Source organism: Culicoidibacter larvae, from assembly GCF_005771635.1.
GTDB lineage: Bacteria > Bacillota_I > Bacilli_A > Culicoidibacterales > Culicoidibacteraceae > Culicoidibacter > Culicoidibacter larvae.
On sequence record NZ_VBWP01000001.1, the window covers coordinates 286479 to 308889 of the forward strand.

The following is a 22411-nucleotide window of genomic DNA, read 5'->3' on the forward strand; positions in this document are numbered from 1 at the left end:
TGCAATGTTTTTGGAAGTTATTGGTTTAGAAGCACGGGATGTTGAGTTGGCGGCTCAAGCCGGAGCGAGTCGGATAGAATTGGTATCAGCGATGGATCGAGATGGTTTAAGTCCGGATATTTTGACAATTCGCGAATGTTTGGCGGTTGCGACTATCCCGGTTCGAATAATGGTTCGTTTTCACAATGATGGTTTTGTTTATGATAGCCGTGAAATTGGCTTGATGCAGCGTTTCATCGAATCAGTGGAAACGATGAATATTGATGGCTATGTGATTGGCGGGTTGACTGCCGATGGCTTTGTTGATGAAGAACTTATCGAATCAATACTAAAAGTGACCGCTAAACCGCTCACTTTTCATCGCGCGATTGACTACAGCAAAAATCAAGTTGAAGCAGTACGGGTTTTAGAGGCTTATCCACAAATTGACTGCATTTTAACGAGCGGTGGCATTAGTAAACCGATTGGTGAGAACATTGCGACTTTGTTGGCAATGCAAGAACAGAGCAGCAAGCGTCTGCTTGCAGGTGGCGGCGTTAGCCGTGAAGTGTTTGCTAATTTGAAAAAAAGTGGCATAACGTCAATACATATTGGCAGTTTAGCCCGAATTCATGGTAAAATTGATGAAGATATTTCAATAACTGCTATTGAAGAATTATTATCAGTGTGAAAGGATGACTCGTATGCGGACAATTAGTTATGATACAGTGGTCAATCAGGTGGCGCGATTATGTCAGGAGTCCAATATGGCTATCGAGCCGGAAATAGTTTCAGTATTGGAAGCAAAGTTTGAAGCTTCATCTGGTTTGGAGCATGAGATGTTACAACAGATTGTAATTAATAATAAGCTTGCCGGGGAGAAGCAATTACCTTTATGCCAGGATACCGGTATTGTGGTTGTGTTTTTGGAAATTGGCACGGAGCTGCACATTGATTTTGATATTGAGGCAGCGGTGAACGCTGGTGTAGCCGAAGGCTACACCTATTTGCGTAAGTCGGTAGTTGGTCATCCACTGGAGCGGGTGAATACCAAAGATAATACACCGGCGATTGTTCATCAGCGGTTGGTTGCCGGGGATAAGCTGACAATTAGTTTGGCGCCGAAAGGGGCCGGCAGTGAGAATATGAGCGGCATGAAGATGTTATCGCCTAGTGTCGGAGTTGATGGTGTGAAAGATTATGTGCTTGAGGTCATCAAGGCGGCCAAGGGCAAAGCCTGTCCTCCGATGATAGTAGGTATTGGTATTGGTGGTAATTTTGAGAAGGCGCCAATGCTTGCCAAAGAGGCTCTGCTTCGGCCGCTCTCGGACGAAGCGGACCATCCTTTAGACAAAAAACTGGAACAGGAATTGTTGCGTGCTATTAATGAGCTTGGCATTGGTACGATGGGTGTTGGCGGCATTGCTACGGCGCTGGCGGTTAAGGTGAATAGTTTTCCGTGTCATATTGCGTCGCTGCCGGTTGCGGTTAATATTCAGTGTCATGTTGCCCGTCATTTGACGGCTGTGTTGTAGAGAGGTGGCATATATGAAGACTAGAGATTTGATAACGCCGCTTGATACAGCATTGGTTGCTGATTTACGGTCTGGTGAAAAAATATTGATTAGCGGGACTATTTATGTGGCTCGTGATGCTGCTCATAAACGGATTGGCGAAATGCTTGAGGCAGGGTTGCCGTTACCAGTTGACTTGAAGAATCAGATTATTTATTATATGGGACCATCGCCAGCGATTGGTGAAGAAGTGATAGGCAGTTGCGGACCGACAACAAGTGCGCGAATGGATCCGTATACCGAAATGATGTTGGATCTTGGTGTAAAGTTGTTTATTGGCAAAGGTGAGCGCGCACCTTATGTTGAGCAACTGTTGCAAGAGCACGGTGCTGTTTACGCGATAGCGGTTGGTGGTGCGGCAGTATATTTACAGCAGTTTGTTAAGACCTGCGAGTGCATCGCTTTTGAAGAGCTTGGTGCCGAGGCGTTGTATCGCCTTGAGGTAGAAAATTTTGAAGTATTCGTAGCTAATGACGTTCAAGGAAATACAATCTTTCAATAAAGGAGAAAAATAATGGATTATAAAAATGATGCTTTGGCGATTCATAAAAAGTATAAGGGTAAGTTAGGTATAGAAATCTTACCGCCGGTGAATGAAGACACCCTAACGTTGCTTTATTCACCTGGCGTCGCTGAACCTTGTAAAGAAATTGCTGTTAATCCGGATTTGGTTGCTGAATATACTTGGCGCCAAAATACGGTAGCAGTTATCAGTGATGGCAGCGCGGTTTTAGGGCTTGGCAACATTGGTGCCAAAGCTGCGATTCCGGTTATGGAAGGGAAAGCATTGCTGATGAAATCTTTTGCTAACCTGAATGGCGTGCCAATTGTGCTTGATACCCAAGATACCGACATGATTATTCAAACTGTAAAAATGCTAGCGCCTTCATTTGGAGCCATTAACCTTGAAGATATTTCTGCCCCACGTTGTGTGATTATTGAACGTGAACTGGAAGCAGCTTTAGATATTCCAATATTTCATGATGATCAGCATGGAACGGCAATTGTGGTTATGGCAGCTTTGATTAATTCCTTGAAGTTGGCACAAAAGCAACTTGCTGATTGTAAAGTAGTTGTCAGCGGTGCCGGCGCAGCGGGAAGCAGTATTATTAAATTATTGCACACTTTTGGCTGCCGCAATATTGTTGCTTTTGATGTTAATGGTGTTATTACTGAAAACCCAGCTAATGACTTCCTGCAAGCAGAAATTGCTGAGTTGACTAATGGTGTTGCGGGAACAACATTTGAGCAGGCTTTTGTTGGCGCTGATATTTTTATTGGTGTTTCAGCAGCGGGTATTGTCAAGGAAGCAATGATTCGCGCGATGAATGATAAGGCGATTGTTTTTGCTATGGCAAATCCTGAACCGGAAATTGGTTACGATGCCGCTCGAGCGGCCGGGGCCTTCATTGTCGGCACCGGGCGCTCCGACTTTCCTAACCAAATCAATAATTTGCTGGCGTTTCCGGGAATTTTCAGAGGTGCTTTAGATGTTGGCGCGAAGAAAATTACTATGGTGATGAAGATGGCAGCTGTTTATGCAATTGCTGATTTGATTGATGATGCTGATTTGCGGGAGGATTATGTTATTGCCTCACCGTTTACCGAAGGGTTAACTGAACAGGTTGCTCGTGCAGTTGCTGCCGCAGCTAAACAAGGATAGTCTATTCTGGGAGGCGTTTTATGATGATTGATCGTGAACGGGCAATAAATACATTTATGGATTTAGTGACCATTGATAGTGTGAGTTTGCAAGAAAAGCAATTTGCCGAATTTTTGCGGCAATTGTTTATTGATATGGGTTTTGAAGTTGTTGAAGATGTTAAGAGTCGCAAGCTGGTTGCTGGCAGCAGCACCGGTAATATGATTGTGCGAGTGCCGGGAAATGCCGACTTACCAACAGTTATTTTGTGCAGCCATATGGATACGGTTGAACCCGGGAATGGCATTGAACCAATTATTGACGCAAGTGGTGAGTGGATTATTTCAAAAGGCGATACGATTCTTGGTGCTGATGATAAGGGTGGAATTGCCCAAATAATTGAAGCTGTACGCACGCTGCAAGATGCCGAGCTTGAGCACCCGCCCTTGGAACTGCTCTTTACTTTTGGTGAAGAAATTGGTTTGCTTGGCAGTAAGCATGTTGATGCTGAGCTGTTGAACGGCGAAGATATTTATGTTATTGATGGCGGTCCGGCAGTGGGCGACGCTTATGTTGGCGGGCCAAGCAGCTATGTGGTAAAAGGTGAAATTCATGGTAAAACAGCACACGCTGCAACACACCCGGAACAGGGCGTATCGGCAGTTCAAGTATTAGCTGAATGTATTACAAAGATGCCATTGATGAAGGTGTCGGAGCAAACCTCAGTGAATATTAGCAAGTTATTTTGTGATTCGCCACTCAATGTTGTTCCTGAGCTTGCTCGCTTTGAGCTCGAAATTCGCAGTGCCGATGATGATGAAGCGCAAAATGTTTTGCAACACATTGAACAAGTATTATCGAATGTGACGAACCATTTCGGGGCAAAATATACCCTTGAAGTCGAAACGCGCATGAAGGCATTTCGACTCAATGATGATGCGCCGATTATTCGCCGTTTTCAAAAAGTGAATGCTGATTTAGGAATTCCAACCAGAAGCAAACGGTCTAAAGGCGGCACTGACTTATCAGCTTTGCTTGAACGCCTTGATGCTCAAGGGTTGGTGCTGACAGTTGGTTCAAAAAATGAGCATTCAACTGAAGAAGCTTTAAACATTGATATATTTCTACAATGTACGGAACGACTGGTACACTTGATTACCAGTTATGCAGATAAAACATACTTGGAAAGCGAGTGAGAATGATGAAAATTTTTGATGCCCATTTAGATACATTTGCTCATGTAGCTGAAGTTGATCCCGAAGGCAGCCGTTCGGTTTTTATGCAACAGCATTATCCGAACTTACTTGCCGGAGATACTAAAGTTGGCGTGTTCGTCATTTACACCGAGGGCGATACAGTTATGGCTAAGTATGAGCAAGCAATTGCGATTATGGAGGCAATGAGTCGCGAGGTGCAGCTACATAAAGATAAATTGCAGTTAATTACGACTGCGCAGGATTTACACGATATTGAAAAGAATGATAAACTTGGCCTGATTCTTGGTATTGAAGGTATGCAGTTTTTAGAAATTAATTACGATATTTTATTTTTGATGGCACAGATGGGTGTTCGCCATGGCGGACTCACCTGGAACGAACAAAATGCTTTTGCTGCCGGCGCGGGCATTGAAAATGACCGCGGCCTGACTGCGGCCGGTAAACAGTTGGTTGCCGATATGGAAAGCTTGCATATGATTGTTGATTTGGCGCATGCCAATGAGCAAACCTTTTATGATGTAGCCGATACAGCCACTAAACCATTTATTGTTTCGCATTCAGCAGCATGGAGTGTGTATAATCATCCGCGAAATCTGAAAGATGAGCAGTTGCGCATTCTTGCTGAAGCGGGAGGAATTATCGGGCTCAATGCCTGGCGCACGTTTTTAGCGGATACAAACCAAAGCATTGATGATTTTATGCGTCATCTGGTTTATATTGCAGATAAAATTGGTGTTGAGCATATTGGTTTTGGCTTTGATTTCTGTGACTATCTCTATGGCGATATGGTGAACGGTAAACCTCTGACTAAAGACTTGAAGTCGTCAAAAGATGCGCCGAATGTGATTCCTTTATTGGAAGCTCACGGTTTTTCAAAAACAGAGATAGAAAAAATTTGTTATCAAAACTTCGCTGATTTTTTTAAAGCCCAACTTGGTTAGTAGACGAAACCCCGGGGCACCTTGTGTGCCCCGGGGTTGTTGTTTTTCACTAATTTGCTATAATATTCTGTAGTAGGTGAGTGTATAAATGAAGCGTTATGAGGAAATTGCAGAAGAGCTGATTAAGGAAATTAATGAAGGTGTCTATCAGCAACAGGAATTATTGCCATCAGAGAATAAATTGATTGAGCGGTTTAAGGTGTCACGTATGACGGTACGTCAGGCACTTGATGTTTTGGTTGGCAAAAATATGGTTACCAAGAAGCCGGGCAAGGGAACATTTGTGACCGGTCAGAAAATAAAAAGTTTTTCGCGCGGTTTGATTGGCTTTTCGGAATCGGCAAAGATGCAGAACAAAGAATCGGATACGATTATTTTGAGTAATGAGCTGGTAGCGCCGAATGATGAGGTGCAGGAGTTGCTGAATATTTCTGCCAGCGAGTTAGTTTATCGGGTTGAGCGTTTACGTTTAATTAGCGGCGAAGTTTATATTTATGAGATTGATTTTATTCCTCTTGAGTATACCAATGAGTTGCCAGAGGAAAAGGCAAAATCATTGTTTAAATATTTGGAAAATGAAATGTCATATACAATTGCTTTTGCCAATTATAAGATTGAGGCAATTGGCGCGGATAAAACCATTGCCAAACATATGCAGGTGAATCGCCAGGCACCGATTTTATTTGTGCAGGTCACCCATTATTTGAATGACAGCCGGCCATTGTATGCTTCGTATTCATATTATCGTCATGAGTACTATAGCTTCAATAGTACAATTCAGAGAAATGTTTAAAAGCGATTTCCGCTTGCGGAAGTCGTTTTTTTCTTTTAGAAAATGGTATAATACAAATAACAAAAGGAGGCGTTAGTATGATTTGTCCATGGGCAGAAGGTCATGAGCTTGAATTAGAATATCACAACACTGAATGGGGTGTGCCATCGCATGATGATCGCTATTTATTTGAGATGCTGATTTTAGAAGGTGCCCAAGCTGGTTTGTCTTGGCTGACGATATTAAAGAAGCGCGAAGGTTACCGGGCAGCACTGAAGAATTTTGATTTAGATTATTGTGCCCAGATTGATGATGAACAAGCAGCAGAAATCTTTGTCAATTATGATATCATCAAAAACCGCCTGAAAATGCAGGCAATTCGTAAAAATGCAATTGCGGTAAAAGCAATCCAAGAAGAGTTTGGCAGTTTATCGAATTATATTTGGCATTTCACTGACGGTAAACCGATAATCAATCACTGGAATTCGATGAGTGAGATGCCGGCAACCAGCGAACTTTCAGAACGCATCAGCAAGGATTTGAAAAAACGTGGCTGTAATTTTGTTGGGCCAACAATCATTTATTCATACTTACAAGCTTGTGGTGTCATCGATGATCATATTATTGCTTGCCCGTATCATACAGAAAATAGATAATTTTTTGATAATTTAATTTTAATGCTTGAAAATATGAATAGGCTCTGATATAATGAGAAAGAATAAGGACTGATCCATCGGATCAAAAAAAGAGAAGCCCTAGCCGGCTTCTCTTTTTTTGTGGTATTAACACTACTAATCATTATCGTTGTCAATTACTCGAATCAATACTATTAACAATAATATTGTTATAAGGACTGTTTCCATCAGACCACTCCATTTCCGGGTTTATCTAATATCACCACTTAACTATTATGATATATTAATTTAATTTAAAAATCATTTTTTCATTTTCGTTCAATGTGAAAGAGGCTGCTGTTTACAGCGACCTCTTTCTTAGTTTCTCCTGAAACAATAAAAATAGCGCTTTCTTTCACGAATGTATTTCATATATGAAATCCTGAAGAGGGCGGAGTACAATAGTTTTGTACAGTTAATATATAACTGTTCTAGGAAGCTTCGCCAGCGGAAAAATAATAAATAATTATAGGAAGAATCCTAAGCGATTTTTTCCTTCGGAACTTAATTACACTTAACAAGCAGGCGAAGCTTATAGTGAACAATTTTGTATTCAAAGGAAAGAAGGAAGAAGTCGCTTAGGATTTTTTGTGTAATAAAATAAAAGTAGCAAGTTGTAGCTTGCTATGGATAGTTTAGATTTTAGAGAGTTAGACTATTCATAGGTGGTTACAACCACCAGGCAGAAGTTCATAGTATCTGCCATCCTGTAAGGTCAAAACAAAAAAGCTATATAAAGATTCCCACTTCGACACGTGAATCTAAATATAGCTTTCCGACCAACAGGAAAATCTAATTTCCTGTATGCCATTATTGAATAATGACTACTATTATTATATCAGAAAAGGGCAGGTAATCACAAGTGAATACACTAGGAAATTATGAAATTATGATTAAAGTTGGTCTTGGAAAATTAAATAAAGATACCAAGTTAATCAGATGCAATTTTTTGATTAATAACAGCATGTTTCAAGAGTTATGGTGAGGTATGTAAATAATAACCAAATCACAAATGTGTACTGGAGTGACGATCCAGGAGTTGAAACAGTTTCAATGTAACTAAGCATTGTCCGGACCACATTACCGGGTTAGTTTAAAGTGGGGAACTTGAAGCCAACAAGGATCCATTACATTTAGCGGGCACATGTCGGTGTTAGCTATTGTAATGTTAGGGAATGCAATCTAGATGATTGCTATTCCTGCAGTATGTATCAGATAATTGAAATGCAACAGTTCATTTGAGCTGTTTTTTGTTTACCCTTTATTTTATAAAAAATATCTATTTGTTAAAGCTGATGCCCTTGGCAGTGCGCAGCTTCATCTCATAACTCTGTAATGTAAAATTTTCTATCTTCCCCCCATTTATAATTGATATTCTGATACATGCTGCAGGGATACAATCCCAGAGACGGAAAAGAGGAGGTAGTTTTTATGATTCAATTTACACATCATGAATTCGCCATTCTTGCTGAAACAGTGAAACAAAATAGAATTGCAGTTGAAGCAGCGAGTGGGACTACTAATCCATTTGATGTTACTGCAATCACAACTTATAGCAACCATAGAAAGAAATTGATTCAGCTGGAGGATAAATTGGAAGCAGCAATGCTGCAGGAGTGAGGAATGAATATGGAAATTTGGAAAAAGATTCCTGGATTAGATGTGACTTATGAAGCCAGTAATACTGGCAAAATTCAGCGGCAATATCGAAGTAAGGATAAATTATTAACGGGCTATCATAAAAGAGGCAAAAAAGTCGTTAAGGTAAAGCGTCAAGGAAAGATGGTTGAGACCTCATGGTCGAAGTTAGTCTGGAGTGCTTTTAACGGACCGATACCTGAAGGCGGATACGTAAGAAGAAAGAATTGCCGGTTGGGGTATGAACTTGATAACTTAATTTTGCTGTCAAATAAGCAAAATGGCAAAATGTTTGGCGGCTTGCAGAAAAAGGCAGATATCGTTGTTTATGAGTCAGATCAGGAACAGCGATTTTTTATTAGTGCACGATCAGCAGGAAGATATTTACATTTGAGCTATCAAACAGTTCTGGATACAATAAACAATAAAATTAAAAAGCCAATATACCCATTAAGAAAAGCCACGTTTGAAGAGCGTCAGGGCATTGTTGGCATGGTGCGACAAAGTCGCGGCATCAATTATATTGAGGAGTGAAGATAGATGAACAATGAAGCATTAATAAACAATTGGTTTGAAAATCATACCGCAACTATGGAATATCAAGGAAACATACAAGTGATCGAGTGGAGAGAACCAGGTACCCGAATGTATTCGGTGAAATATGTTTTAGATGGATCTAATGTATTTGTAACCGGTGATCTTGGAACTGCAACATTTCGATTAACAGAATCTGCAACTATTCATAATTTAGCTAGATACGCTAAAGATTACTTTATTGGTAAGCTAGTATGTGCACAACACGGTACTTTTAGTTTTGATATTGAAACTGCGCGCAAACATCTGCGTGAATGGAAACAAGAGATTGATGAAGAGGAACTTTACTATGGAAGTGAGTCAATCCCAGCTTTCTATGATTACCTAATGACGCACTCAAAAGATATTACTCATGAATTCGATTGGAAGCGATTAGTAGAACTAGCTGCAGATGCAGTGAATGTATGGTATACCCTTGATTCAGAGGACTTATCTTGCATTTGTGAGTATGGACAGGAACTCGATATTAACTTAATTGCTTATTATGTAGGTTTACAACGAGCATGCTCAGAACTTATCGTTCAAGAGGCTTTGGATAAGATTCCGGAACTGGAAGCAAGTATATTCAGTCGTGCGGGAACAGAATTTAACATTCAGTCAGATAAACAAGTTGGAGTAGTTCTATTTGAAAAGCTCAAATTGGTAAGTGACCAGGAAAGTAGTACCGAGTATTCAATTACTAATGATTTACTCAAGAAGCTGCAAGGACAGCATCCAATTGTTGAGGAGTTATTACAATACCGGACATATCTTATTCGTATTGGAAATCATAAGCAGTTTGATGAACGGGCGGTGGTGTAGATGGCAGCATCCGCTGAATGTCCAAAGTGTCAAGCGAACATGTATGATTGCTCACTGGAAACACCTGTGAAGGGAATCATGTATTGGGGTTGTAGTTCGTGTGATTATAAGATGCTTGATAGTGATCAAATTATTGAGTTCTTTCAAAGGAATGGTACTCCTGAAGAGTTTGAATCACTTCAAGAAGAAGTCGGAAATTTAGAACATGATAATGAAGTTTTAGGTATATCTATGAGAAGCGCGCTTTCACATCTGGAGGCAGCTAAAGATATCCTTGATGCTTTTGAAAATTTAAGTAATGAAATGGCTAGTGTAAAGAAATTTATAAATGATGCTATGGATGAACTTGACTAAACAATATAACTTGGGAATACAAGCTAAGTATTTAGTTTGTTGTTCCTGAAGGCGTTATAACGAACCTCTAAATGTAGTTATTTTTTCCACTTCGTTATAGCGTCTTCAGGAACATGAATAAATGAATAATTAAATAAGCAGACTGGAGAGATGTATATGGCCAACTTGTCAAAGCAGCAGATACATTTTCTTCGGCTGCTTTTTCACGATATGAAAGGTGCAATTGGATTTCAGAAGAGCAATGGGAAACAATACTTCACCAAACTAGAAGATATTGATACATTTGTTGTTACTGATAATCATGATATTTGGGTAGCACCAGCAACATTCAAGACTTGGGAAATGAGTAAACGTAAGACGCTGCACTCAAGAGCAATCTTCTTGGACTTTGATCGTGTTGATCTCGAAGAGATTAATTACCGGATTAGTGCTGCAGCATTGCCGCCACCGAATATCATTATTTGGTCCGGATCGGCAAGCTCATTCCACGTGTACTGGCTGCTTGAGGAACCGACTGCTAATGTGAGCTTGTTTTTAGAGCCACTAGCAGAGCTGCTTGGAGCAGATAAACAAGCAATCAATAAAAACCGGGTGATGCGCTTGCCAGGAACAATGAACCAGGAGAGTGGCACCAAAGCATCGATTATCTCGGTCATTGATACGTACTATGAAACAGAAGCCTTCTACAATCAATTGAATGAGGTATTATCAACCGGATACGTGCCTAAATACGTTCCACGGCCACCTGAGATGCGCCGACCGAACATTGATAAGCTTACACTCGATGAACTATTCGATATTGTTAGCACATGTATCATTCCTGAAGGTGAGCGGAACTATGCAGTCGGGTTTATGACTCAGTACTTTGAGAAGCAAGGTAAAGATTATCCGTATGTGCTCGATTTTATGCGACAAGTCAATCGAAACAATTTCCGACCGAAGCTGCGGGATGCAGAACTGATCAGAATGATTAAAGGTTGGCTGTATCGATACGAGCAGCTGAACACCTTGCATCCAGGATATTTACAACTCCACGTACCAACGGCTGCAAGTGAACATGAGTATGTGCAGATTAAAACCAAAAAGTTCTCTTACAAACTACCGGCTAAAATCATTCGTGAGCATGGTAAGGAGTTGACTGGTAATGATATTTACATACTGCTGCTGATACGTAAATATGGGCTTATAGATACCGCGCAATTGGTATTTGAGGCACAAGTATCCAGGGCAACGGTGTTTAACGTTCTCAAGCGCTTAAAACGGCTTAAAATCATCACTGAAGAACCGGACGGCATTCGGATCCGAGAACATCATCGAACACTGCAGTATATTTCAATCGATACACTGGCAATAAAACTCTTTGAGGGCAAAGTTATTGCCCCTAAGGCGTTTAAATTAATGGCAGTGCTAAAAATGCATGATGGATTAGAAAACGTTAAGCAGAAGCAATTAATGAAGGCATGTGGGCTAACGAGTATCCGGAAGTTATCAGAGACGCTTGCGCTCCTCGAGGCAAATGATCTGGTGTACCGGGAAAAAGTCGGCCGACGGACCGTGTACAATTTGAATTATTGATTTTTTTTACCCTCATAGTCTAATAAATGGCATATATTGCCGAAACAATAGGGGTACAAAAAAGATAAGTAAAATATAGCTAAAAATATTGGATAGTCTAAAAAAGGGCTATTATTCCCTAGATTAATAGATTACCCATGCACAAACTGGCGGAGAGGATTGATTGTATGCAAAATAAAGGAAACGTATTGTTAGAAGAAGTGAAGGTAGCAGCCATTATACTACTTGGCATTCTGATTTTCTTGCTTCTACTGGCGGGACTTGTGGGTATCTTAATTGGTGCCTACCATTTGACGAATCTTATCATTGATTATTGGTGGTTAACTGTAGTGATTGGGGATAAAGGATTTTGGGTGTATCTTTCACCCGGATATTTCTTTGCCAGTATTACAAGACCTCTGCTTTGGGTTGTACTTTATAGTGTGCTGCTTGGAGTATTCATCAGCAGTGTGTTCGGTACACTTGCTTTTATTGTGGATAAGATTACATTTGCAGCAGCTAATTCAGATGTAACTTGATTTAGCTACTGAAAAGTAATCTTAAGAGGCCGCTAGAAGGCATCGAATGTTGTGGAGTTGGATAACTAACCACTTTGAGCGCTTCTAGAGACCTCTCAAAATCAGGAATATAAAAAAAGCAGCGGTGGACGCCGCTGCCGGATGTATATGCACACCCAAATAACCAATATTATTGTAGCATATACGTCCTCAAAATACAAAACATTTGGAGGAATTGACAATGATTACAATCAAAATTAATAATAAACCATTCAACTTTAAATACAAAAGAGCGCTGCAAGACTGTAAACAGCTTGTAATGCTGATTTGTCGGCCGATACTCTATATTCTGACTGCGGCAATCGCAATGGCACTATTTGCCTGAGCATTTCTGTTACTCATTACAATCTAGGAGGTTGAAAACAATGGAACAACGTAAAAAACTTGTTGAAAAAGTCAAAAAAATACTCGTAAAAGCTCGGGATAATCCAAATGCTTATGAGGCAGAGAGTGCGATGTTAATGGCGCAGCGACTACAGTTAGAATATAATATTCGGGAAACGGAACTTGAAGAGCGACCGCTTGAAATAATAACCGGTCATGCAAATAGCCAAATACGGAGACAACATCCCTCATGGATGTGGCAATTGGCCCATGTGATCGCGAATAATTTCCGTTGCTATGTGTATCAAAATGATCAACAACGATTTTTCGGAGGAAATCCTGATAAGACGTATTCATTTTTTGGCATTGATGATGATGCAGCTGTTGCTTGCGAAGTGTTTGAACTAGCGATTCATACCGCAAACTTGAAATGGCAGGAATTTAGACTTGAGAATCGTCGAGCGATTGCCCGGCGAAAATATCCGAAACGGGCCAGAATTGAGTTCTTAACCGGCTTTGTTCATGGCGTGCAGATACGGTTCTCGCATCAAGTACAAGAGTATGGGCTGGTGCTTGTCAAAAACGAGCTTGTAGAACAACAATACACACTCATGCAGCAAGAATTTAGCCCGGTAAATACCAAAAGTCGCGTTCAAATTCGCTCAACCAATGCATATGGTCAAGGACGAGCTGATGGTCGCGAATTTATGACATTAGACTAAATATTGCGAAAAAAGTATAAATTGATATAATTAATGACAAAGGAATGATAGATATTGAGTGACATGTATGTGATTATGGTTGGCAGTGAATACTTAGTCGGCCGGGGAGATATGCAGAAAGATTACTGGATCTCCAAAGAAAATGCTGAACGTAAGAAACGAATAAAAACCAACTATATATTTTCAAGCGATATCAGTAGGGCATTGAGAACCAATATGCCGGAAAAGTACATTAAGGCACTAGAAAATGAGAAGTTCTCTGATGTTTGCAGTATACCAGCTTGATGAAAGGTGATTAATATGGAGAGGATTTACGATTATTTGTTGCCAGTTGGTGGCGCAGTGGTGCTCATTCTCATGATTATTTGGTTTTTGATCTATATCGATACTTATCGCACAGCTATCGAGTACATTAAAATGACACATAAAACCAACCGTAAGCATTGACGATAACATAATGACGTGTTACAATGTAATACAAGAGGTGGTTGTTATGGCACACTTATCATTAAGAGTGAGTGAACAAGAAAAAAAATTCATAAGCGAATATGCGAAAATGCATGGTTTAGATATGTCAGAAGTATTGAAAGAGGCATTTTTTGAAAAAGTTGAGGATGAACTCGACTTAAAAGCCATTGCAGCTTATGAACAAAATAAAGATGGTGAAGAGCACAGCAGTTTCGATGATGTTGCGGTTGCGTTAGGACTTGAAGATGTTTTATAAGGTTGAGTTTACTAAAACGGCCATTAAGGAGCTCAAGAAGCTGGATAAACCGCAACAAGCATTGCTGATGGCCTGGATAAAGAAAAACCTGCAAAACTGTGAAAATCCACGAATAAGCGGCAAAGCATTAAAAGGGAATAAGTCGGCTTACTGGAGATATCGTATCGGTAGTTATCGAATTATTACTGAGCTTGTTGATGAGCGCTTATTGATCATTATCATTAATATTGGCCATCGAAAAGACATCTATAAATAATTGATGAGGAATTATGGAAAAGAGCGGATACTATGGAGAAGAAATTACGGAACTGGACAAATGCGATGAGTATAGTTGGTATTACAATATCGATACTATCAATCTTTATGTCGAATATACCAGGCTTTACAATGAGATTTATTCAAATTTCGCTTGCTGCAAGTGGCGTAACGCTGGCAGTAATCAGTGTTTTACTAAAACTATTTGTTATTAACAATTTTAAGACATCGATTGAACAAAGTATTAAATGAGAGGAGTGAACAACGATGCAAAAAATTAAGGATATGAGTTTACAATCAAAAATAATTATTGGAGTAGTTGCAACAGTGATTATCGCAATAGTTGCAGCCGGTGGAGTATACGGATATAATCTTTATTCTGTGTATGAAGCACAACAAGAGTTGAATGCACAATATAAATCACAAGTACAAATTCTCCAAGATAAACAAGATGAATTTTCGACACTTATTGCTGACAATACAAAAACCGTCAACGATTTGGAGTACCTAAATGCTGATGAAAAACAACAAGTTATTGATACACTACAAGTTGACACTCCAGTCATTGTTATTATAAGTACGGTTGATACAAATAATTACACTGATGCTGATATTGCTGAAGTGGCAGCGCAAGTTGATACCGTTCAAAAGCAGCTGGATACTTTTAAAGGTGAGCAATCACCATTTGAAGTAAAACTGGCAGAAACTCAAAAAACAGCATTAACTAATATTGTTAACAGCAAAACTGGTGAACTCCAAAACCAATATAGCGTAGATCACCAAAAACATGTAGCCGAGCAAAAGAAAATCGTCACTGATTTGATTGCAGTTGGGAAATATGATGAAGCATGGGCCAATATGAGCATTGTCAGCGAAGCGTATGCGAATGCTGACCAATGGACAAGAAACAATATGCCAGCAGCTCCAACTGGTGGAACCGGAACGTATAACGGCGGAACTGGGACAGGAACTGGTGGAGCCGGTAGTGGAGGTGGCACCCAAGGTGGTGGCACATCTGGTGGAACAGATGGCGGAGGAAGCAATACGGAATGCCGGCCGGTTGCTGGTGGAGAAACATGTGGTGGAACTGGAAAACCAGATTGGTGGCCAAAACCATAATTTATACTATAAAAAAGCAGTCATAAGTGACTGCTTTTTATTTTGAATAAAGTGAGGAATAATTATGAGACAAATGAATAAAGCTCCACCATAGGGGAGCAGAAGCAGCGTCAACGGCGTTGCTTTTTTTGTTATACAAAAATGGCCATGTGCCAAGAGAAGAGGAAACAAAATGTTTAAACAGGTAAAACAGGCTATTGAAAAGGCCTTTAGCTGCATAGTAGCAGCAATCTGCTGGGTATTTACATTATTGGTGGAAACACCACTCGGAAATGGAATGAAAAAACTATTAAAAAAACTTTTTCAGCAAACTACTAAATATATGCGACTTTTATGGTTCAGCGTTATCCGGATCCTGAAATGTATCTGGGATACGCGAGGAATGCGCCAGGTGCGCCTGAAGGGACTGTTGTTCGATCGGCGAATGACTAAACATTATATGAGATATGTAGCACCGGTTGTTCAAAAATTAAGTCGCCCAGCTAAAAAGATTATTGCGAGAGCGGCGCTTTTTGCAGCATTTATTGGTGTGTTTAGTATAAGTGCGCCGCAACATGCATTTGCCACAAGTGATTATGGGTTTCATGTTGAAGCAGCACCAGATTTCTTTAAAACATGGACTGATAGCAACAATGATGGCGATCTAGATCAGAGTGTCACTACTAGTGATGATGGAATTACAACAATTAATGATTCACGGACGGGTAATGAGATTAATATGACAACAAATGAGAATTTAAAAGAGATTATTGAGAATAGCCCTGAAATTGATGAAGAACCTACAGTTGATGAGAATGGATTAACTATGTATGCAGTCGCAAAAACTGAATCTGGTTTAGTGATTAGATCAAGTTTGCCTCAAGATTCTTTAGTAAGATACCTAAATGGTAAACCTGTTCGTATGCTACGTGGGAGTGGAAACAGCTCGGGAATGCTAAATTGGAATGGGTATGCGACTCCGTTTATTACCATCGATAATATTGGCCCGGTGTTCTGCATCGAGCCCTATGAAGCTTTCCCGAATGGGGATTGGTATAATAATGGAACAATAGTACATGATGATGGGTTGATTGCAATTCTTATTTGGGGATTTCCATCCAATTATGGTGGACAACATGGATTGAGTGATGAAGAGGCCTATGTAAGAACTTTTGTTGCGATAAACGCTTACTTAGGGAACTATAATCGTTCAACTGTTGAATCATACGGTGACTCATATATTAATATGTTGCTTCAAAAAGCGGATAGTAAAGATATTCCGGTTACTAGATTTGAAGTTAAGCAACCAGCAAGTTTGGAAGCAAAATATAATCCAGTAACTAACCGATTAGAAACTGATTTATATACAACAAATGGAAGTCCGGGTAATTCGTATAAATTACCGAGCTTACCCGCAGGTGTGTACGCGGTGAATGAAGCTGGCAGCAAAATTACTGGTTCGGTCGCAATCGGAACAAAATTTCGCTTAGTTAGCGATGATTTAACCTTGGATACTCAAGTATCAACTCCAGTACAGTCAAGTGTCCGTCCACATGCAGCAATTGTTTATGAGGCATCCGGAGTTCAAAAGCTAACCTCAGGATGGTTGCTAGATCCACTTCCACCGGTAAGCATCAAAGCAACATTTGCTCCAGCTTATATTGCGGTAGGAGGTCATAAAACGACTGAGGATGATGAATTTAAAGTAATACCAGGCGCAACTTATGGCCTATACCAAGCAGACGGCCGAGAACTTGATGTAGTTGTTACTGATGAAAACGGTGATTTTGTAACTGGAAAAGTAGCAGCATCACTTTACGGTAGTGGCGCATACTTGCGTGAAATCAAAACGGCCGATGACGCAACCTACGTATTGGATTATCAAAAGTTTGTTTTACCGGACTTAGCTGATCCTGCCGTTGCAGCACAAATTATTGATGGTGTATACTATGTCAATGATAATCAAAACATTATCAATGAATATAATGAAATTGACGACTTAACGATTGCTAAAGTTGATAGTGTGACTGGCGAGCCGCTGGCGGATGCTCAGTTTGAAGTAAAACGTGTCAGTGGTGAGGCGTGTCCCGAAGTTACGCAAACTACTGATAACAATAGTTCAGATAATAATGTTGCAGCATCAGTTGATTGCCAGTTTACCCGCGTGTACACAACTGGAACTGATGGATATGCAGTTATTCCTGAGACTGATTTTTCGCTATATAAATATGGCGGATATGAAGTCCGTGAGTTAGTAGCACCGGGTGGATATACTCGGAGTGATGAAGTTGTGACATTTAATATTGATTCTGATCAGAAAATCATTCATATTACATTTGAGAATGATAAAATTGATGAACTCGCTGTAACAGGAGAGGGCAACTTTGAAGCACTCGTTGGTGGTTTAGCCTTAATTGCGCTTACCGGTGGAGTAATTCTGATTAGTAGAAGCAAAAAAGGCCGTAAAGGAGCTGCAACACTTGCGATTGCCTTATTAATCGGTGCTGGAGTATTTGCGACAAGTGGAACACAAGTATTTGCGGCAACTACTGAAAATAATGAGGTTGAAGGGACACAAATGGATGAATACAACAAGACATCTAAAGAAGTTTTACAAGTATTCATGCTACGAGCAAGTGACGATGATAATTTTATTAATCCACTGGATCCATCGGTAACTGTGCCGACAGATCCAATCCCAGAAGTTGCGCCACCTCCGGTTGAGGAGAACATTGTTGCTGAAGGGAATAAGGATGGCAGTGATGCGTCAACAACTACTGGTGGTGGAAGTGCATCAACAGGTACAAGTTCAGAAGATGATACACTCTCTTGGTATGATGGTCCATTAACTAATACAGGACAAAATTTAATGCTAGGAGTGTTCATTGGAACCATGCTTGTCATTATTGCAGGAATTGCTGCTTTCTTTGCTGTACGCAAACGAAAAGCGCTTAAAACGGAGGAATAATTGATAAGAGTAAGTCAGCACAATATCTGTGCTGACTTTTCTTATATATGAGGTGAATTGTAATGAAATTAAAAAGACAAAAGGAAGTGCCACTAACTGAATCTAAGCCGAAGAAAAGTGGATTTAACTTCAAAAAACTTGGCCGGCGCATTGCGCTTACGCTTGTACTGATTGCGCTACTTTTCTCAGTATATGGCAATTTGCGAATTAATAGTGCTATTAGTTCTATGCAAGAGGCAGGCGAGGCCCAAGTAACAACGATTGATGCCGGAAGTGAAGTAGTTGGCCGGAACGTGCTACTATCAATGATGAATGTAGACCCAAATAATTCTGATATGGTGAAGACCAGACAAAAATTCTTAACTGGTGTTATTGCGCCGTCATATTTAGAAGCCTATTTACCGCTGCCGAAGAGCGTGCAACAAGTCACAGAAATATCAGCAATTAAGACAGATATCTTTGCTGATACGGTTTACCGTGTGACCTACAACGTCAGTTATGATGTGAATGAAGAACATTTCTCGACGTACATGGCATTGTTGATCCAAGCTGAGAATTTTAATTATAAAGTAGTTTCAGATCCGCAAGTGATTGGACAGGGTGAAATGGGAACGTTATATGAACAAACATTCACCGATACTATAAACAGTGATTTAAAAGAAACTGTTAAAAAACATTTAACGGTCTTTTTTGAAGCATACTTCGGACATGATACTAGTGCGCTTGATGTCTTGTCTACTGGAATTAAACCAGCGTATGGAAATTATACCTTCCGTTCACTTGGTAGTATTCAAGTTGATGAGAAGGCGGAAAAAATAAAAGTCATTGTGTATGCCGAGGAGCAGTCAAGTGGTCAGCAGCTGCGAATGACGTATATTTTAGAGTATAAAACACAGGAATCAGGAATACTGATTACCAAAATAGATTAAGGAGGCATATTAATATGCAAATGTTTGATAATTTAATAAATAATGTTCGGTACGTACTATCTGGGCTTATTGGACTTTATGTGGCGTGGCACGCATTTCGCGATTACCGGAAGAAAGATTATGTCGGATTTGTAATTGGTGTGGCAATAGGTGTATTCATATTATTGCTGCTTATGTGGCCAGAAATTTTAAACCTCTTTTCGGAATTCGGGAAGGCGTTATTCCAATGAGGATTGTACGTGTATATGATTCGGTATGGAAAGTTAAAATTATGGTTTATGCAATCGGAAACTTTACGCTTGATCGGCCAATCCCACTTTTAGGCCTATTGATGTTTGTAGGAGCGTTAATTATTGAAAGTTTATTGTTTTACCAACTGGGTCTCTTGGGTCAAATGGTAAGCCAACCATTATTACTGCTTATCTACATATTGATACCAATTGGGGCATATATCTATTTGCCGAATGCTAACATTGATGGGAAGCACATATTCTTTTTCTTAAAAGATTATATTCGCTTTATTGTGCGGCCAAAAGTGACTGATGCGAATAAACGAATCGTCAATGGGCCGGTTCACATGGATAATGCTGCCGAAACAATCATTTGGAAGGAGGAGTAACTTATGGAGTTTCCAATTAAGGAACTAAGAAACAATATTTTAGTTAATAGCGAGGGCGACGTATGGTGTTATTATCGCATTGCGCCTCAAGATTATGAGTATTTAAGTGGAAATGAAAAGTTAGGGTTTCAACGAAAACTTGAAACCCTTTTATATGGCTCGTATCAGGCATACCATTTATTGCGAATTACCAACACCAAAGACTTGGATACATTTAAACCGCCAATGAATAATAAGAAACTTTTGCCGGTAGCCGAGTTTGTCTGGGCCAAGATGAAGGAGTTTGCACGGAGTTTTTATCAAGATGGCGTTTTAGAAGAGGGATTTTATATTGGAATTCAGATTACACCTGTAGAATCTACAATAAGTGCCATTAAAGATATTATAAAAGGAGCTGGTAGTTTATTTACAAAAGCGATTCCGGAAATTGATCAAGCGGTGCTGTCAATGGAACGCGAAGTATATAGCTTTCTGAGTAAAATCTATAAACCAGAAAGACTAAAACAACGTGAAATTGGTTACTTGACCAAACGTAATTACTGGAAAGGAATCCGGCCGGATTTTGATGTTGAACGTGAAGCGAGTACGTTTTGGTGCAGTGGGCAGGTCAGCCTAGAAAGTCGGTATTTGCGGGTAGCTCAAGATGAAAAAGAAGTGATTCATGCATATTTTGTTGTTTCATCCATGGAGTTTGAAAATAACGGCATGAATTTTGATTATATCTACGCTACACAGGATTTAAGTGTACCAGTCGATTTATCAATACATATTGATACTTTAACTAATGAGGTGGCGCAAAAAGAAGCACTAGAGAAACGTCGAAATCTAGAAGGCCAAGCGATGCACCAGGCAGAAGCTGAAGCCTACGTTAATCCAGATTTATCTAAACGGATCAATCAGATGATTGATGTTGAAGATGAGTTTAAAAATAGTAAAGAAAAACCGATGTTAAAAGCAAGTATCGTATATGGTGTTGTTGCTGACACAATTGAAGAGATTCAAATTATTGAAAAAGAACTCAAGGAACGTTTGCGCGGGTACCGAATTATTCTCACTCGGCCAATTGCAGATCAAGCAGACTTGATGGCATCATTCATTCCGGGAGCAGCGCCTTACATTGCGCCAGATTATATTCGTATGATGGAACCGGAAGCGATTAGTAGTGGTGTCTTTGGCGCGACTGATTCAATTGGGTCACACATGGGGTTCTTGCTTGGCGTTGCTGGAAGTCAGGGGCGTTTTGTTTTCTTTGATCCAAGTCAGGGACCTAAAGCTGATCCGGATAATCCAACGGCAACAAGCAGTCCTTCCGTATCAATTACTGGTATTCCTGGAAGTGGTAAAAGTGTGACTGCTAACTTGATAGGTATATGGTCTGCTATCTTCTTTGGTAAATCAATCTTTACCGATCCGAAGTTTGATCGCCGGGCGTGGGCCGAAGAGCTTGGACTCTTTCTACCTCCAGACTTACGTGAACTCTTTATGAGTGAAGTCTATATTCGTGAGCTTGGAAAGGGTGGAGATGATGCCGGTATTCTAGATCCATTTATAACTCAAAATGATATGGATCGAGCACGAATGATGGCACTTGAAGTGTTAAGCTATTTGCTTCGTCTTGGTGTAGATGATTTTGGGTACACGATGCTCAGCGAAGCATGCAGCTTTACTAAACATATTCCTGCACCGACCTTAAATAGCATTCCTGACATTTTGAATAATTGGCATAGTTGGCAATTTAAGCAACGTGAAGCAATTCCGAGTGCTGAAGAAATACAAATCGCAAGCAATCTTGCACGGCGAATCAGTTCATGTAAGGATCATGCGATTTCAAATATCTTCTTTGCGAATCCAGACGCTCTGCCGGATCCGCTACGTTTTGATTATTCAATCAATGTTGTTGCGGTTAATAAACTGCAGCTGCCTGATGTGAATCTGGACCGGAGCGACTATACAATCGGACATCAACTCTCAACTGTCGTACTCATGTGTTTGACAGCAGCAGTCGAAGCGTTTATTACTGAATATCCTTCGGAGTTTAAATTCATTGGAAATGATGAAACGTGGGCAATTAGTTCAACACCTCAAGGTCGGCGTATGGTTGATAGTTTACAACTACTTGGTCGTTCAATGAATGCGGCCATTTATCCGATTTCACAGAAGTACGAACATATTCCTAATACTGAGGTGATTGGTGCGAAGTTTGCCGGTCTTGCAAGAGGTGAAGAAGCAACACGGATCATTGAATACTTTGGTCTAGAACCGAGTGAATACTTGGAAAGTCAAATCGCAAGTTTTGAGCCTGGAGAGATGTTGTTCCAAGATATTTATGAACGTATTGGCACAATGCAAGTGCTGGCAATTTTTATTGAGCTTGAGTGGGCTTTGAATACAAGTCCGGATCGGCCAGATCTTGAAACGTACATTGCTAAACAGATGGCCCGAATGGAGGCGTAG

The 22411-nt window shown here is 40.2% G+C and carries 27 protein-coding genes; all 27 read left to right on the forward strand.

The features are described from left to right. Positions 1-4: 4 nt before the first annotated feature. On the forward strand, positions 5-670 hold the full coding sequence (locus FEZ08_RS01505; protein WP_138189928.1) for a copper homeostasis protein CutC: 666 nt from the start codon (positions 5-7) through the stop codon (positions 668-670). A 13-nt stretch (positions 671-683) separates the two neighbouring features. Beyond that, a complete protein-coding gene (locus FEZ08_RS01510; protein ID WP_138189929.1) occupies positions 684-1514 on the forward strand; it encodes a fumarate hydratase in 831 nt (276 codons plus the stop codon). 13 nt (positions 1515-1527) lie between these two features. Beyond that, positions 1528-2055 (forward strand): FumA C-terminus/TtdB family hydratase beta subunit, encoded by a 528-nt coding sequence (locus FEZ08_RS01515; RefSeq protein ID WP_138189930.1) that lies wholly within the window; start codon positions 1528-1530, stop codon positions 2053-2055. 12 nt (positions 2056-2067) lie between these two features. Next, positions 2068-3216: an NAD(P)-dependent malic enzyme gene (locus tag FEZ08_RS01520; RefSeq protein ID WP_138189931.1), complete on the forward strand. Its 1149-nt coding sequence runs from the start codon at positions 2068-2070 to the stop codon at positions 3214-3216. Between the two features lie 20 nt (positions 3217-3236). Beyond that, the gene (locus FEZ08_RS01525) at positions 3237-4391 is read left to right on the forward strand and encodes a M20/M25/M40 family metallo-hydrolase (protein ID WP_138189932.1); all 1155 of its coding nucleotides are present in this window, start codon (positions 3237-3239) and stop codon (positions 4389-4391) included. A 2-nt stretch (positions 4392-4393) separates the two neighbouring features. After that, complete coding sequence (locus FEZ08_RS01530; RefSeq protein ID WP_138189933.1) at positions 4394-5353, forward strand: dipeptidase; 960 nt, start codon at positions 4394-4396, stop codon at positions 5351-5353. Between the two features lie 88 nt (positions 5354-5441). Continuing rightward, the gene (locus FEZ08_RS01535; protein WP_138189934.1) at positions 5442-6146 is read left to right on the forward strand and encodes a GntR family transcriptional regulator; all 705 of its coding nucleotides are present in this window, start codon (positions 5442-5444) and stop codon (positions 6144-6146) included. Positions 6147-6223: 77 nt separating this feature from the next. After that, positions 6224-6781, forward strand: coding sequence for a DNA-3-methyladenine glycosylase I (locus FEZ08_RS01540; protein ID WP_138189935.1), 558 nt, complete (start codon positions 6224-6226; stop codon positions 6779-6781). A gap of 1449 nt (positions 6782-8230) precedes the next feature. Then, positions 8231-8419 (forward strand): hypothetical protein, encoded by a 189-nt coding sequence (locus FEZ08_RS01545; RefSeq protein WP_138189936.1) that lies wholly within the window; start codon positions 8231-8233, stop codon positions 8417-8419. A gap of 9 nt (positions 8420-8428) precedes the next feature. After that, a complete protein-coding gene (locus tag FEZ08_RS01550; RefSeq protein ID WP_171014870.1) occupies positions 8429-8971 on the forward strand; it encodes an NUMOD4 domain-containing protein in 543 nt (180 codons plus the stop codon). A 6-nt stretch (positions 8972-8977) separates the two neighbouring features. Next, entirely contained in the window at positions 8978-9832 is an 855-nt protein-coding gene (locus FEZ08_RS01555) for a DNA polymerase (RefSeq protein ID WP_138189938.1), read from the forward strand. After that, positions 9833-10186, forward strand: coding sequence for a hypothetical protein (locus FEZ08_RS01560; RefSeq protein WP_138189939.1), 354 nt, complete (start codon positions 9833-9835; stop codon positions 10184-10186). A 156-nt stretch (positions 10187-10342) separates the two neighbouring features. Beyond that, positions 10343-11761 (forward strand): hypothetical protein, encoded by a 1419-nt coding sequence (locus FEZ08_RS01565; protein ID WP_171014871.1) that lies wholly within the window; start codon positions 10343-10345, stop codon positions 11759-11761. A gap of 167 nt (positions 11762-11928) precedes the next feature. Then, positions 11929-12279: a hypothetical protein gene (locus FEZ08_RS01570; protein ID WP_138189941.1), complete on the forward strand. Its 351-nt coding sequence runs from the start codon at positions 11929-11931 to the stop codon at positions 12277-12279. Between the two features lie 220 nt (positions 12280-12499). Further along, the gene (locus tag FEZ08_RS12155; RefSeq protein ID WP_171014872.1) at positions 12500-12643 is read left to right on the forward strand and encodes a hypothetical protein; all 144 of its coding nucleotides are present in this window, start codon (positions 12500-12502) and stop codon (positions 12641-12643) included. A 40-nt stretch (positions 12644-12683) separates the two neighbouring features. After that, positions 12684-13364 carry a DUF2786 domain-containing protein gene (locus tag FEZ08_RS01575; RefSeq protein ID WP_138189942.1) on the forward strand — a complete coding sequence of 227 codons (681 nt, stop codon included), beginning with the start codon at positions 12684-12686 and terminating at the stop codon, positions 13362-13364. A 54-nt stretch (positions 13365-13418) separates the two neighbouring features. Continuing rightward, the gene (locus FEZ08_RS01580; protein WP_138189943.1) at positions 13419-13649 is read left to right on the forward strand and encodes a hypothetical protein; all 231 of its coding nucleotides are present in this window, start codon (positions 13419-13421) and stop codon (positions 13647-13649) included. Positions 13650-13664: 15 nt separating this feature from the next. After that, on the forward strand, positions 13665-13811 hold the full coding sequence (locus FEZ08_RS12160) for a hypothetical protein (protein ID WP_171014873.1): 147 nt from the start codon (positions 13665-13667) through the stop codon (positions 13809-13811). A 46-nt stretch (positions 13812-13857) separates the two neighbouring features. Beyond that, complete coding sequence (gene relB, locus FEZ08_RS01585; protein WP_138189944.1) at positions 13858-14088, forward strand: type II toxin-antitoxin system RelB family antitoxin; 231 nt, start codon at positions 13858-13860, stop codon at positions 14086-14088. Further along, complete coding sequence (locus FEZ08_RS01590; protein ID WP_138190132.1) at positions 14078-14344, forward strand: type II toxin-antitoxin system RelE family toxin; 267 nt, start codon at positions 14078-14080, stop codon at positions 14342-14344. The genes relB and FEZ08_RS01590 overlap by 11 nt, the downstream gene beginning before the upstream one ends. 32 nt (positions 14345-14376) lie before the next feature. Next, positions 14377-14595, forward strand: a complete 219-nt coding sequence (locus FEZ08_RS01595; protein WP_138189945.1) for a hypothetical protein — start codon at positions 14377-14379, stop codon at positions 14593-14595. A gap of 15 nt (positions 14596-14610) precedes the next feature. Then, positions 14611-15462 (forward strand): MCP four helix bundle domain-containing protein, encoded by an 852-nt coding sequence (locus FEZ08_RS01600; RefSeq protein ID WP_138189946.1) that lies wholly within the window; start codon positions 14611-14613, stop codon positions 15460-15462. Between the two features lie 172 nt (positions 15463-15634). Further along, positions 15635-18409: an MSCRAMM family protein gene (locus FEZ08_RS01605; protein WP_138189947.1), complete on the forward strand. Its 2775-nt coding sequence runs from the start codon at positions 15635-15637 to the stop codon at positions 18407-18409. A gap of 62 nt (positions 18410-18471) precedes the next feature. Beyond that, positions 18472-19338 carry a conjugal transfer protein gene (locus tag FEZ08_RS01610; protein ID WP_138189948.1) on the forward strand — a complete coding sequence of 289 codons (867 nt, stop codon included), beginning with the start codon at positions 18472-18474 and terminating at the stop codon, positions 19336-19338. 14 nt (positions 19339-19352) lie between these two features. Next, positions 19353-19568 carry a TcpD family membrane protein gene (locus tag FEZ08_RS01615; protein ID WP_138189949.1) on the forward strand — a complete coding sequence of 72 codons (216 nt, stop codon included), beginning with the start codon at positions 19353-19355 and terminating at the stop codon, positions 19566-19568. Beyond that, a complete protein-coding gene (locus tag FEZ08_RS01620; protein WP_138189950.1) occupies positions 19565-19957 on the forward strand; it encodes a TcpE family conjugal transfer membrane protein in 393 nt (130 codons plus the stop codon). The genes FEZ08_RS01615 and FEZ08_RS01620 overlap by 4 nt, the downstream gene beginning before the upstream one ends. Before the next feature lie 3 nt (positions 19958-19960). After that, the gene (locus FEZ08_RS01625) at positions 19961-22411 is read left to right on the forward strand and encodes an ATP-binding protein (protein WP_138189951.1); all 2451 of its coding nucleotides are present in this window, start codon (positions 19961-19963) and stop codon (positions 22409-22411) included.